13 protein-coding genes and 1 pseudogene are annotated in these 12,293 nt (G+C 63.2%); 6 read left to right on the top strand and 8 right to left on the bottom strand.

Translation table 11 applies throughout. The annotated features are described in order from the left end of the window. Positions 1-49: 49 nt before the first annotated feature. Entirely contained in the window at positions 50-601 is a 552-nt protein-coding gene (locus RS897_RS22210; RefSeq protein ID WP_315830874.1) for a sugar O-acetyltransferase, read from the bottom strand. Positions 602-768: 167 nt separating this feature from the next. On the opposite strand from RS897_RS22210, the gene RS897_RS22205 reads away from it, so the two are divergent. Further along, positions 769-1,077: a hypothetical protein gene (locus RS897_RS22205; RefSeq protein WP_407654280.1), complete on the top strand. Its 309-nt coding sequence runs from the start codon at positions 769-771 to the stop codon at positions 1,075-1,077. A 32-nt stretch (positions 1,078-1,109) separates the two neighbouring features. On the opposite strand, the gene feoB is transcribed toward RS897_RS22205, so the two are convergent. Further along, positions 1,110-2,987, bottom strand: a complete 1,878-nt coding sequence (feoB, locus tag RS897_RS22200; RefSeq protein ID WP_315830872.1) for a ferrous iron transporter B — start codon at positions 2,985-2,987, stop codon at positions 1,110-1,112. A 4-nt stretch (positions 2,988-2,991) separates the two neighbouring features. Beyond that, complete coding sequence (locus RS897_RS22195; RefSeq protein ID WP_315830871.1) at positions 2,992-3,276, bottom strand: FeoA family protein; 285 nt, start codon at positions 3,274-3,276, stop codon at positions 2,992-2,994. Between the two features lie 220 nt (positions 3,277-3,496). Between RS897_RS22195 and RS897_RS22190 the strand changes: the two are divergent. Continuing rightward, positions 3,497-3,988, top strand: a pseudogene (locus RS897_RS22190) (glutamate-cysteine ligase family protein); the annotation flags it as partial. A 143-nt stretch (positions 3,989-4,131) separates the two neighbouring features. Here the strand turns inward: RS897_RS22190 and RS897_RS22185 are convergent. Together RS897_RS22185 and RS897_RS22180 are read right to left on the bottom strand one after the other, a co-directional pair. Further along, complete coding sequence (locus RS897_RS22185; RefSeq protein WP_315830869.1) at positions 4,132-4,686, bottom strand: GNAT family N-acetyltransferase; 555 nt, start codon at positions 4,684-4,686, stop codon at positions 4,132-4,134. A gap of 26 nt (positions 4,687-4,712) precedes the next feature. Next, positions 4,713-5,390, bottom strand: coding sequence for a methyltransferase family protein (locus RS897_RS22180; protein ID WP_315830868.1), 678 nt, complete (start codon positions 5,388-5,390; stop codon positions 4,713-4,715). Positions 5,391-5,556: 166 nt separating this feature from the next. Between RS897_RS22180 and RS897_RS22175 the strand changes: the two genes are divergently transcribed. Further along, positions 5,557-6,282: a TetR/AcrR family transcriptional regulator gene (locus tag RS897_RS22175; RefSeq protein WP_315830867.1), complete on the top strand. Its 726-nt coding sequence runs from the start codon at positions 5,557-5,559 to the stop codon at positions 6,280-6,282. 380 nt (positions 6,283-6,662) lie between these two features. Next, entirely contained in the window at positions 6,663-7,973 is a 1,311-nt protein-coding gene (locus tag RS897_RS22170) for a pilus assembly protein TadG-related protein (RefSeq protein ID WP_315830866.1), read from the top strand. Between the two features lie 80 nt (positions 7,974-8,053). On the opposite strand, the gene RS897_RS22165 is transcribed toward RS897_RS22170, so the two are convergent. Then, positions 8,054-8,473, bottom strand: a complete 420-nt coding sequence (locus RS897_RS22165; RefSeq protein WP_315830865.1) for a hypothetical protein — start codon at positions 8,471-8,473, stop codon at positions 8,054-8,056. Between the two features lie 221 nt (positions 8,474-8,694). Here RS897_RS22165 and RS897_RS22160 point away from each other — a divergent pair, with 221 nt between their 5' ends. Beyond that, positions 8,695-8,952 (top strand): DUF6894 family protein, encoded by a 258-nt coding sequence (locus RS897_RS22160; protein ID WP_315830864.1) that lies wholly within the window; start codon positions 8,695-8,697, stop codon positions 8,950-8,952. A 42-nt stretch (positions 8,953-8,994) separates the two neighbouring features. On the opposite strand, the gene RS897_RS22155 is transcribed toward RS897_RS22160, so the two are convergent. Further along, positions 8,995-9,192 (bottom strand): hypothetical protein, encoded by a 198-nt coding sequence (locus RS897_RS22155; RefSeq protein WP_315830863.1) that lies wholly within the window; start codon positions 9,190-9,192, stop codon positions 8,995-8,997. Positions 9,193-9,306: 114 nt separating this feature from the next. Here RS897_RS22155 and RS897_RS22150 point away from each other — a divergent pair, with 114 nt between their 5' ends. Beyond that, the gene (locus RS897_RS22150; protein WP_315830862.1) at positions 9,307-10,458 is read left to right on the top strand and encodes an MFS transporter; all 1,152 of its coding nucleotides are present in this window, start codon (positions 9,307-9,309) and stop codon (positions 10,456-10,458) included. Between the two features lie 318 nt (positions 10,459-10,776). Here the strand turns inward: RS897_RS22150 and RS897_RS22145 are convergent, their stop codons facing one another. After that, positions 10,777-12,207 (bottom strand): aldehyde dehydrogenase family protein, encoded by a 1,431-nt coding sequence (locus RS897_RS22145; protein ID WP_315830861.1) that lies wholly within the window; start codon positions 12,205-12,207, stop codon positions 10,777-10,779. Positions 12,208-12,293: the final 86 nt, after the last annotated feature.

The raw sequence follows: 12,293 nt of genomic DNA, 5'->3' as shown, positions 1-12,293 counted from the left end.
ATCTGGGAGCGGCTGCAACGCGACGGTGTCACCCTGGTTTGACGAGCCCTTACTTTGTCGCTCGTGCCGGATTGCCGACCACCGTCGCCCCCTTGGGCACGTCGCGTGTCACCACCGATCCGGAGCCGATGATTGCATCGTCGCCGATGGTCACGCCAGGCAGGATGATGGCCCCGCCGCCGATCCAGACATTGCTGCCGATCACCACCGGACGTCCGAACTCGACGCCGCTACGGCGCTCTGCCGGATCGCGCGGACGGTCGGCGGTATAGATCTGCACCGCCGGTCCGATCTGGGTGTCGGCGCCGATGGTGACGGAGACCACATCCAGGATCACGCAGTTGAAGTTGAGGAACACGCTGCGTCCGATGCGGATGTTGTAGCCGAAGTCGCAGTGGAACGGCGGCCGGATCACCGCGTCATCACCGACTTCGCCGAACAGTTCGCGCAGCAGCGCGCGCCGCTCGCTGGCAGGCGCCGCGAGCGATGCGTTGTAGCGCACCATCCACGCTTTCGCCGCCGCCTGGTCTGCCTGAATTTCGGGATCCCCGGGGCGGTACATCTCCCCCGCCAGCATTTTCTGTTTTTCTGATGCGCCCATGCCGACACAACCCGGAAAACGGCAACTGGTTCAAAAAATGATGTCATCCGCGCTGACAGACGATCCTGCGGCAACAGAGCATGTGGAAATAGCTGGCGCTCTCGATTGACTAAAGAACAAAACAAGAACATTATCCTGACCGGTCCACACAATCCCGAGCATCCGACATGTCTGCAGCCGCATCGTCCGGCGCGAAACGCCATTCCTTGGAAAGATCCGCTTTGGAAACATCCGCATCGGAGGAATCCGATCGGCTGGAAGCTGCCGCCGATCAGGCGATCGCCGCCTGCAATGGCGACATGCGCAGCGCGATCCGCGCGCTGATCCTCGCCAACGAATATCTGGAATACGAACTCTGCGAGATGTTCGCCGCCGTCTCCAAGGGGTACGCCCGCGGGCGCGTGAAGCGAAAGCGCGGTGACGGAGAGGCGACAAAAGGATCGGCTGAGAAAAGTGATGCCGACGGGGGCCAATGATGATGAAGCGGAGACAATGACGCCGAAGCGCCCTACCCCGCTCCCAGCGCCACCGCGACATTGTAAGTGAGCAGGCTGGCGAGATACGCCAGCGCCAGCATGTAGCTGAAGGTGACGGCCACCCAGCGCCAGCCGCCGGTTTCGCGCTTGATCACCGCCAGCGTCGAGGCGCACTGCGGGGCGAAGATGAACCAGGCGAGCAGTGACAGCGCGGTGGCGAGGCTCCACTGGCCGGCGAGAACAGTCCCGATCTGCTCGGCGGCTTCCTTGCCGCCTTCCACCGCATAAACCGTGCCGAGCGAAGCGACCGCGACTTCGCGCGCCGCCATGCCCGGGATCAGCGCCACCGCGATCTGCCAGTTGAAGCCGAGCGGCGCCAGCAGCGGTTGCAGCGCGTGGCCGATGATGGCGGCAAGACTGAAATCGATCGCGGGCTCGGTGGCGCCGGCCGGCGCCTGCGGGAACGAGGCCAAAAACCAGATCAGCACCATCATGGAGAAGATCGTGGTGCCGGCGCGATACAGGAACATCTTCACCCGGGTGTAGATGCCGAGCGCAATGCTTTTCAGCCGCGGCAGCTTGTAGTCCGGCAATTCCAGCATGAACGGCGCCGGCGCATAGTCGCGCAGCATGAAGAATTTCACCAGGAACGACATGCCGAGCGCACTGGCGATGCCGGCCGCATACAGCCCGAACATCACCAGCCCCTGCAGGTTGACGAAGCCCCACACGGTTTTCGCCGGAATGAACGCCGAGATGATCAAAGTGTAGACGGGGATGCGCGCCGAGCAGGTCATCAACGGCGCAATCAGGATGGTGGTGAGGCGATCTCTCCTGTTGTCGATCACACGCGTGGCCATGATGCCGGGAATGGCACAGGCGAAACTCGACAGCAGCGGAATGAAGGCACGGCCATGCAGCCCGGCGCCGCCCATGATGCGGTCCATCAGGAACGCGGCGCGCGCCATATAGCCGAAGTCTTCCAGCAGCAGGATGAACAGGAAGATGAAAATGATCTGCGGCAGGAACACGATCACACTGCCGACGCCGGAGATCACGCCGTTCTGCAGGAAGCTCTGCAACAGGCCGTCGGGCAACGTGTCGTGGATCAGCACACCGAGGGCGTCGAATCCCGACGACAACAGGTCCATCACCGGCTGCGCCCAGCTGAACACCGCCTGGAACATCAGGAACAGGATCCCGATCAGCAGCAAGAGCCCGCCGACCGGATGCAGCGCCACCGCGTCGACACGGGTGGTCAGGGTGTCGGGCTTCGGCGGCGCGCCGATACAGTCGGCGATGATGCGGTCGGCCTCGCGCTGTGCGGCCCGCATGTCGGCGATGCTCGGCGCCGCCCACACATTCTCGGTGGGAGCTGCGGCCTCAGCCGCGGTGACGTCGACCAGTTTCAGCAGATCCTCGGTGCCGCCCTTGCGCACCGCGATCGACGTGATCACCGGGACGCCGAGCCGTGCCGACAATTTTTCGATGTCGATCAGCACGCCGCGCCGCCGCGCGATGTCGATCATGTTGAGCACCAGCACCAGCGGCCGTCCCGCCCGCTTGAGCTCGAGCAGCAGGCGGATGGCCAGGCGCATGCTGGTGGCATCGGCGACACACACCACCACGTCGGGCTGGGTTTCGCCCGGAAATTTTCCGAGCACCACGTCGCGGGTGATTTCTTCGTCGGGGCTGCGGCCACGCAGCGAATAGGTGCCCGGCAGGTCGACCAGGGTGATATGCCGGCCCGCCGGCGTGATGAAGCCGCCGGATTTGCGCTCCACGGTGACACCGGGATAGTTCGCCACCTTCTGGCGGCTGCCGGTCAGCGCGTTGAAAAGCGAAGTCTTGCCGCTGTTTGGCGTCCCCACCAGGGCAAGATGCAGGGAGCCGGCGCCATCAATTCGCATGTACCTATTCCACCGCCGCAACCACCACGGCCATCGCCTCGCGCCGGCGCAGCGCAATCGTGACATTGTTGATCCGCACCGCGATCGGATCGCGGCCGATCGCACCCTCATGCAGGATTTCGATCGCCGCCCCCTCGACAAAGCCGAATTCGATCAGCCGCTGCTCCAGCTCGACCGCATCGAGCGCCGAGGTGGAGGCCGTCGTTTCCAGCGCGGCAACCACGCCGGAAAAGCCGCGCGCTGCATCGCCAAGCCGGATGCGACCGAAAGTCTGCTGATCAGGAGTCATGAGGCCGTACGTCGCAGCCGTGCCCGCTTCGGTCAAGCGCCGCGCCGCGGGATGTGACCGCTCTTAGAACGATTATAAGAAAGGATGCATGGCCGGCCCTCCGGGCCGACACGAGCCGGATCGATGGCGTCTCACCATCGTGCACGGCTGGCCTTCACTGAAATAATTTCATTCAATTTCAAATACTTAAATGACATGAGGGGCGTCATCGGGCCATCCGACACTGGAGCTGCGCGCCGCCGACTGCTGCACCCGGCTGGAAGATGCCGTGGCGCTGGCGGCGCTGTATCGCGCCCTGGCGCGGCGGCTCTATCTCGATCCGTCTCTCAATGCGGACATCGATGCCCTCGACCGCGCGTTTGCGGTGGAAAACAAGTGGCGGGCGCAGCGTTTCGGCGTGCAGGGATCGCTCGTCACCCGCGATGGCGCGGTGACAATCGCGGACTTGCTCGGCAAGGTGCTGGCGTTGGTCGCGGACGACGCGATCGCGCTCGATTGCGTCAGCGAAGTCGAGCACTGCCGCGCCATCGTGCGCGACGGCACGTCGGCCGATACCCAGCTCGAGGTGTTTCAGGAGGCAAGCCGCGCGCCCGTGGTCGGTGCGCCGTTGCGGCAGGTGTCGCGCTGGATTGCAACGGCAACGCTGCAAAGTGCTGCGGTGTGGCCGGCCTGGCTCGCCGCCCGCGCTCCGTCCGAGGCCGCGCCGGCCTGATCAAACCATCCGCGAAGATATGAGCACGGCGCGACCCGACGGAGTATGTTCGTCTGGCGGCGCCGTGCGTTGAGCTGAGTGTGCAATCCCCCAGCACCCATTATGTCGGCCGTGCTCTCGGACGGTTCAAACAAATTTGATTTTTATTCGGCCGTCGCGACCGCTCCTGGTGGCGCCGTATCCGGTGAGAAAATCAACACCATCAGCACTTCGTTGCGATAGCCGGCCGGGCTTTTCAGCGCGCGGGGTTCGAGGCCGTAAACCTCGAACCCGAGGCTGCGATAGAGTTTCAGCGCCGCCTCGTTGCCTTCGACCACCGCCAGGGTGAGTTGTTCGACCCTATCGCGGGCCGACGCGATGACCTCCGCCATCAGCGCCCGCGCCACGCCCTGCCCGCGCGCCGACGGCCTGACATAGAGACCCCAGACGAAGCCCTTGTGATTGTCCTTCGGGCCGTCTTCCTGCTTGAAGCCGGCCAAACCGACAATCCGTTCGCCAGCATAGGCGCCGAACACGTGCGAGGTTTTTAGCCGCTCGACGAACGCGGACAATGGGCGCGCGACCTCGACGTCATACACCGAGCCGAACGCATCCGGCTCCCGCGCCAGTGCCGCGAGGCGGATGGTGCGGTAATCCTCAGCGTCGGCGACGCCAAGGCGGCGGACGGCGACCGGCGGTCCACCCGACTGGCTTTCCATGACAAACATCCCCGTTGAATCTCGCCCTACCAGAGGCCCGGGATTAACCGGTAGCGCACCTGCCGCGTATAGGCGTCATAACCATCGAGACCGGCCCGCAGCACTTTCTCCTCGAGTGGGATGCGGGCGCAGAGCAGCAGGACCAGACCGAACGCGATGACAACGCCCCACCACGAGCCCAGCAACAGCGCGATGCCCGGGAACAGGAACAGCATGCCCAGATACATCGGATGGCGCACAAAGCCATACGGTCCGGTGGAGATCACGGTCTGCGCCCGCTCCTTCTGGATCTTCACCACCGGCGCGGCAAAGCTGTTCTCCCGCATCACGCGATAGGTGAACCAGACACCAAAACAGAGCACCAATCCGCCGACCCATTGCAGCCAGAGGGGCATCTGCGACCAGCCGAAACGCACGACATCGAGCCCCATCAACACCAGCCAGGCCAGCATGGTGGTCCCGAGCGCCCACACAAACATCTTGTCCGCGGCCGGCTGGTCCTTCTGGATCGGCGGCGCCATCCGTTCCTTCAGCAGCGCGGGATCGTAATGCGCCATCAACAGCCCGCCGATCAGGCCGGCAATGGTCATTCCGATGGTGAAGACCCAGGCGGCCGGCCAGTGCAATGTCCCCGCACCCAGGAACAGCAGCGCGCCCATGACGCCGAACGAGATCAGGGTCTGGACGATCATTTTCACGATCATGGCGAAACCTCACACAACGCACGGCCAGTCACGGAACTTGCCCATGAAACTTGTCCATGAAACTTGTCTTGGACCGACCATTGGTCTATTATACCGACCACTGGTCTAATTTCAAGGTTCAGCCGCCGGAACCGCACGGGTTGTTGAACGCCACGCACGGAGATTCATGCCTCGCATCGTCAAGCACCCGGAGGTGCGCCGCACTGAAATCCTGGACTGCGCGCAATCCCTGTTCCTGACGCGCGGCTATGACCAGGCGAGCCTCAATGACGTCATTGCAGAGGCCGGGCTCTCGAAGGGCGCGTTCTATCACTACTTCTCCTCCAAGGAGGATCTGCTCGCGGCGCTGGCCGAACGGCTTGCGGCTACAGCGCTCGCCAGCGTCGCCGACGTGCTGGAACAGCCCGGCCTCGACGCGCTGACGCGGCTCAACGCGCTGATGGCACGGCTGCGGCAAAACAAGATCGAGAATGCCGCCGCCGAATGGGCGCTGTTCGAGACGCTGTTCCGTCCCGAAAACCAGGTGCTGTTCCACCGCATCAATGTCGCCGCCGGCGCGCTGTTTCGCCCGGTGCTGACGGCCGTCATCGCACAAGGGGTCAAGGATGGCACCTTCGACACCTTCGATCCGGAAGGCGTCGCCGACATGATCATGCAGTTGGGCGGCGCGACCCGCGGCATCGTCGCCGACATGGTGTTGGCGGAGGGCAGTAGCGGTGTCGCTGCCACGAAAAAAGCGATCAACGCCCTGGAGCAGCGCATCCGTCTCTACGAGATCGCGCTCGATCGCATCCTGCGCGTGCCCGACGGCAGCATCCGCCTGGCAGCGCCGGGCTATGTGCGCACGGTGATGACAGCACGCAAGGCGAGCAAACGGCCGGGCGCCCGCTAGACACCTCCCAGAATGCAAAACTGAGTCATAAAACAGACGTCATGGCCGCGTTGGAGCGAAGCATTCGGCCTCAAGCGATGCCCCCGCAATCGAATCGTTGCTCCGAGTGGCCGCGCTTTCAACGCGGATAGTTAATCCTGGCATACGGCCACCCCTCGTTTTTCATCGTCGAAACGGCGAGAGCAAGACGCAGATAAGCCCGTAAAACCTACAATTGTCACGTTCCGGATCTGCCCGGAGGCCTCGCGACGCGTATGCACATACCACGACAGGGTGGTGTCCTGCGCACTGCATGGGCTTATCCCGCAGGGCCTAGAGTTCCGCACAGTGAATGCAACAAACCTGTCGCGAGGTGGGCAGGATGATAACGGGCCAGGGGCATGAGCATTACATTCTTCATCAAGCCGGGATCACGGGCCGCACGCGCCGTCGGCCGTGCGACGAACCGATTGCACAGGTTTCGGCACGACCGGCGTGGCAACATCTCGCTGCTGTTCGGGCTGACATTGCTGCCGTTGGTGTGCATGGTCGGCTCCGCCATCGATTACAGTCTCGCCACGGCTGCGAAGGTCCGGCTGGATTCGGCTGCTGACGCAGCCGTTCTGGCCGCGGTCAATCGCTCTGCTTTGACGATCAGCGCATCGGCGGCTCAAGCCACCGCAGCAAACATGTTCGACGTGCAATCCGACATCGCCTGGGTCACCTCGAAGAACGCCACGGTCAGCGTCAATGACAGCGCCACGGGCCGGACCGCGACCGTCGGCTATTCGGCCGAGATACAGACCCAGATGATGAAACTCGCGGGCTTCAGCACCATCACGCTGGCCGGGTCATCGACGGCGGCATCCGCACTGCCGACCTATATCGACTTTCATCTGCTGCTGGACAATACGCCGTCGATGGGGGTCGCCGCCACACCGACCGACGTTGCGACGATGATCGCCAACACGTCGGACAAATGCGCGTTTGCATGTCACGACCTGTCCAACTCCAACGACTATTACAAGCTCGCGAAACGGCTCGGCGTGACCATGCGCATCGACGTGGTGCGACAGGCAACGCAGTCGCTGATGGACACGGCCGCGGCGGCAGCGGTGGTGCCCGAGCAGTTCCGGATGGCGATCTACACATTCGGATCCTCCTGCAACGGCACCACACTGACGACCATCACCGCGTTGACCGCAAGTCTGTCGAGCGCCAAGACCGCGGCCAACGCCATCGATCTGATGACCGTCCCCTACCAGAACTACAACAGCGATCAGTGCACCGATTACGACAACGTCCTGGCGGCAATGAACAACGCGATTGCAACGCCCGGATCCGGTGCTGTGTCGTCTCCGCAGAAATTCCTGTTCTTCGTCTCGGATGGCGTTGCCGACGCCTACTATCCCACGACCTGTACCAAACGAACCACTGGCGGCCGCTGCCAGGAACCCCTCACAGTCGCGGCCTGCACCGCGATGAAACGACGCGGCATCCAGATCGCGGTGCTCTACACCACCTATCTGCCCTTGCCGACCAACGCCTGGTACAACACCTGGATCGCGCCGTTCTCCAGCGAGATCGCCACCAACATGCAGAGCTGTGCCTCGCCCGGCTTCTATTTCGAGGTGAGCCCGACCCAGGGCATTGCCGATGCCATGACCAAGCTGTTTCAGAAAGCCGTGACACAAGCGCGCCTCACCAACTAGGCGGCATGTCTTAGGCGTTCTGTCTCAGACGTCATGTCGGATCTTCTGATGATCGGACGCGGGGACGTCGCCGGAGAACATCAATCTCCGGCATCGCGTTTTGGATCGCGCAGGGCTTTCTGCCCCTTCTTGTTCATGCCCGTCCTGCAAATCGTCACCGCATCCGACGGCGCAATCCGATCGAATATCAGCGACAGTTGCCGATCGTCGTCGACGCTTTCGTTGGCGACGCTGGTCGGCAGCGGTACCGGAAGTCGCAGCCGCCCACCACCGACAGTCCGCGTCACCAGGATGCGCCAGCTCATGCCAAGCGGCGGCAGGCCAAGGGGATCCTTGGATTCGAATGGGATCAGGTTCCGTAATCTGTGGACACGATCCGGGTTGTTTTCGAACCAGACGCGGTCGATGTCCGGTGTGGGATTGGCGTCGGAACCGTGGCGATGGGAACCGCTGTGTTGGGAACCATCATAGGCTGCGCCGGTGGGGGTCGGATCTTTCATGTCCGCTACCTCTTCTTGTTTTTCGATCCCAGTATCCTAGCAGCAAGCAGCTGCAAAACCGTGTGCGACTTTTAGCCAACACCGCTCACGGACTTGTTGCTTGCGAGACACAGTGACGGACGCCAAAAGAAGCGCAGGAGAACGGGAAGAGAGCTCAAAGCGTCGTCAGACGGCCCCTCGCCTCTCCGTATGGTTCACGGTCGCATGTCAAGGTGAGGTTTATGCCGAAATACTTTTTCAACACCCGCATCGGCGCCGATCTCGTGCGCGATCCCGATGGCATCGATTTGCGCGATCCCGACCAGGCATGGGATGTGGCTCGCACCACGATCCGGGAGCTTCTCGGCAGCGAAAGCCAGCCGCGACACCTTCTCACGGCCCACCTCGAAGTCACCGACGCCAGCGGCGAGGTGGTGCTGGAGTTTCCGTTCACCGAGGCGCTGTTCGATCCGTCGGGCGATCAGTCGGTCAAACACTGATCGCGGATTGCCGTCCGCTCACGCCCTGTCGTCAAGACATGTTCAGACACAAATCCAAACAAAATAAAATTCGCGAAACCTGGCCGCCGCCGCATCTGACACGTTCATCATTGCCAGCAAAAAAATCACTCGGCGCAGCGAGATCTCTCCCGCATAACCCGATATATCGCCGCCATCGAAGAAATTTCTTCTGAGTCTTTCGGCCCCGTTGACAGTATCGATCGGACTGCGAACGGCCAACACACGTTTGCACTGCAACCCAAAAGTGCGAGAGCACTTGAAAATCTGCGCTGAGTTGTGCTTGTTGCAATACGCCCCGTTACCGCTGCTCCCCTTGTAATCCGCCGAGTCCCCATGTCCCGAACGCGCTGGATCATTCTCGCCGTGCTGTTTGCGGCTCGCACGGCAATGGCCCTGCAATTCCAGACTGTGGGTTCGAGCGGGCCGCTGCTCGTCGGGCAGCTGGCCTTCAGCTACTCCGATATCGGGACGCTGATCGGCCTTTATCTGTTGCCGGGCGTGGTCATCGCCTTTCCCGGCGGCGTGCTGGGGCAGCGCTTCGGCGCAAAGGTCGTGCTCGGCGGCCTCGTCCTGATGGCGATCGGCGGGCTGATCATGGGCGCTAGCACGAGTTTCGGCGCGATGACGGCGGGACGGCTGCTCAGCGGAACCGGCGCGGTGCTGCTCAACGTGCTGCTGACCAAAATGGTGGCGGACTGGTTCACCGATCGCAACGTCTCGACGGCGCTTGCGATCCTGGTCACCAGCTGGCCGCTCGGGGTCGGCGCCGGATTGGCCGGCGGACAGGCCATCGCGGCTGCCTTCGGCTGGCCGGCCCTGATGTATGCCGGCACCGCCGTCTCGCTTGTGTGCCTCGTGCTGGTGGCCGTGGTCTATCGTCCACCACCCGGCACGCAGACCGCGCAGGCGGCGGCGTTCTCGCTGCAGCTCAACGGTTATGAATGGCGGATGGCGCTGATCGCCGGCGCAATCTGGGCGGTCTACAATGTCGGCTTCATCGCCCTGATCAGTTTCGCGCCGGAGTTTTTCGTCAGCCGTGGCTTCTCGCTGGCACAAGGCAGCTGGATCGTCAGCCTGCTCGGCTGGTTCCTGGTCCCGATGATCGTGCTCGGCGGTTATCTGGGCACACGAGTCGGCCACGCCACTTGGCTGATGGCCGGCGGCTTCATCGTGTCAGCCGTCGCCGCGGCAGCGCTGCCCGTGGTCGGCGCGCCGGTCGCGTGCTTTCTGGTGATCGCGATCGCGGCCGGGCTTCCGGCAGGCCTGATCATGGCCCTGCCGGTCGAGGTGCTGCGGCCAGAAAGCCGCGCCACCGGAATGGGCGTGTACTTCACCTGCTACTATGCCGGCATGGCGCTGCTGCCGGCGCTCGCCGGGCGACTGCGCGACAGCATGGGGAGTTCGTCGGCCCCGGTGTTTTTCGCCGCCGCGATGATGGTAAGCGCGCTCGCGCTGCTGGGCCTGTTTCGCGCGCTGCAGAAGTAGCTAAAGCGACGGCATGCTCGTTATGCAGAGAGTTACCGCCTGCGTAGGAAGCAATGCACCGCGACACCCGAAGCTGTCATGCCCGCGCACGCACGCGGGCATCCAGTACGCCCGGTGTTGATGGAGTGAACGCGGTGCACACCAAGTAGCGCCTGCGTTTACTGGGTCCCCGGTCAAGCCGGGGACGACAGCAGAAGATGTTGACGCGCCCTGCGCACCACCACTGTCAGTCCGGTCTAACTTTCGGACGCACATTAAAAAATCCGGGGCGCCGCATTGCGACGCCCCGGATCAATCCGAGTCTTGAAGTGACGCGCCTTACGCCGCGCTGAAGCCGGCGATGGCCTTCACTTCCAGATATTCTTCCAGGCCGAACTTGCCCCACTCGCGGCCGTTGCCGGACTGCTTGTAGCCACCGAATGGCGCGGCGCGTTCGTTGGGCACGCCATTGAGATTGACGTTGCCGGCGCGGATCTGGCGGCCGACCTTGCGCGCGCCCTCGACGGTGCCGGCCGAGACATAACCGGCCAGACCGTATGGCGTGTCGTTGGCGATCTTCACCGCCTCGCTTTCGTCCTTCGCACCCAGGATCGTGATCACCGGCCCGAAGATCTCCTCGCGTGCGATGGTCATGTCATTGGTGACGTCGGCGAACACGGTCGGGCGCACATAGAAGCCCTTGTTGACGCCCTCGGGCAGGCCCGGACCGCCGGCGACCAGGGTTGCGCCTTCCGCGATGCCCTTCTGGATCAGCGCCTGGATCTTGTCCCACTGGATGCGCGACACGACGGGGCCGATGTTGGTGTCGGCCGCGCGCGGATCGCCCGCCTTGGTCTTCTCAGCCACGCCCTTGGCGATCGCAGCCACTTCTTTCATCTTCGACTGCGGCACGATCATCCGGGTCGGCGCGTTGCACGACTGGCCCGAATTGTTGAACACGTGCGCGACGCCGCCGGTCACGGCCTTGGTGAGGTCGGCGTCTTCCAGGATGATGTTCGGCGACTTGCCGCCGAGCTCCTGGCTGACGCGCTTCACGGTCGGCGCCGCACGCTTGGCGACATCGATGCCGGCGCGGGTCGAGCCGGTGAACGAGATCATGTCGATGCCCGGATGCTCGCTCATCGCGGCACCGACGTCGGGACCGAGGCCGTTGACCAGATTGAACACACCCTTCGGCACGCCGGCTTCATGGAGAATTTCGGCGAAGATCAAGGCCGAGGTCGGCGTGAATTCCGACGGCTTCAGGATCATGGTGCAGCCGGCGGCGATTGCGGGCGCCACCTTGCAGGCGATCTGGTTCAGCGGCCAGTTCCACGGCGTGATCATGCCGATGACGCCGACCGGCTCGCGCACCACCACGGCGGATCCCAGCGGCTCCTCGAACTGGTAATTCTTCAGCACCTCGAGGGTCGACATGATGTGGCCGAGGCCGGCACCGGCCTGGAATTTTTCGGCGAACGGCAGCGGAGCGCCCATCTCGTCGGAGACCGCGGCGCCGATGTCCTTCATGCGGGTCTTGTAGACCTCGACCACCTTGGTGAGCAGCGCGACGCGCTCCTCGCGGCTGGTCTGGGAAAAGGTCTCGAAGGCCTTCTGGGCTGCAGCCACCGCCTTGTCGACATCGGCCTTGGAGCCCAGCGCGATCTCATACATCGGCTCCTCAGTGGCCGGATTGACCACGGGCGTGGACTTCTTGACCACGGGATCGACCCAGGCGCCGTCGATATAGAACTGCATCCGATTGACCATGATTTTTCCTCTCTAAGTTCTTTTCAATCCGAGTGATTTTTTGAGGTGAGTTTCATTACCAGACCCGGCGGCAAAGACGAAGACGG

The organism is Bradyrhizobium prioriisuperbiae, assembly GCF_032397745.1.
GTDB classification, from domain to species: domain Bacteria; phylum Pseudomonadota; class Alphaproteobacteria; order Rhizobiales; family Xanthobacteraceae; genus Bradyrhizobium_A; species Bradyrhizobium_A prioriisuperbiae.
Note: the sequence above shows the minus strand (reverse complement) of the source record. Positions and strands in the feature narration are given on the sequence as shown.

What these genes read in the sequence shown, in the direction of transcription:
- RS897_RS22165 (WP_315830865.1), bottom strand. Translation starts at nt 8,473, where the DNA reads ATGAAAGATCCGACCCCCACCGGCGCAGCCTATGATGGTTCCCAACAC.
- RS897_RS22210 (WP_315830874.1), bottom strand. Translation starts at nt 601, where the DNA reads ATGGGCGCATCAGAAAAACAGAAAATGCTGGCGGGGGAGATGTACCGC.
- RS897_RS22180 (WP_315830868.1), bottom strand. Translation starts at nt 5,390, where the DNA reads ATGATCGTGAAAATGATCGTCCAGACCCTGATCTCGTTCGGCGTCATG.
- RS897_RS22170 (WP_315830866.1), top strand. Translation starts at nt 6,663, where the DNA reads ATGAGCATTACATTCTTCATCAAGCCGGGATCACGGGCCGCACGCGCC.
- RS897_RS22150 (WP_315830862.1), top strand. Translation starts at nt 9,307, where the DNA reads ATGTCCCGAACGCGCTGGATCATTCTCGCCGTGCTGTTTGCGGCTCGC.
- feoB (WP_315830872.1), bottom strand. Translation starts at nt 2,987, where the DNA reads ATGCGAATTGATGGCGCCGGCTCCCTGCATCTTGCCCTGGTGGGGACG.
- RS897_RS22160 (WP_315830864.1), top strand. Translation starts at nt 8,695, where the DNA reads ATGCCGAAATACTTTTTCAACACCCGCATCGGCGCCGATCTCGTGCGC.
- RS897_RS22175 (WP_315830867.1), top strand. Translation starts at nt 5,557, where the DNA reads ATGCCTCGCATCGTCAAGCACCCGGAGGTGCGCCGCACTGAAATCCTG.
- RS897_RS22205 (WP_407654280.1), top strand. Translation starts at nt 769, where the DNA reads ATGTCTGCAGCCGCATCGTCCGGCGCGAAACGCCATTCCTTGGAAAGA.
- RS897_RS22185 (WP_315830869.1), bottom strand. Translation starts at nt 4,686, where the DNA reads ATGGAAAGCCAGTCGGGTGGACCGCCGGTCGCCGTCCGCCGCCTTGGC.
- RS897_RS22145 (WP_315830861.1), bottom strand. Translation starts at nt 12,207, where the DNA reads ATGGTCAATCGGATGCAGTTCTATATCGACGGCGCCTGGGTCGATCCC.
- RS897_RS22195 (WP_315830871.1), bottom strand. Translation starts at nt 3,276, where the DNA reads ATGACTCCTGATCAGCAGACTTTCGGTCGCATCCGGCTTGGCGATGCA.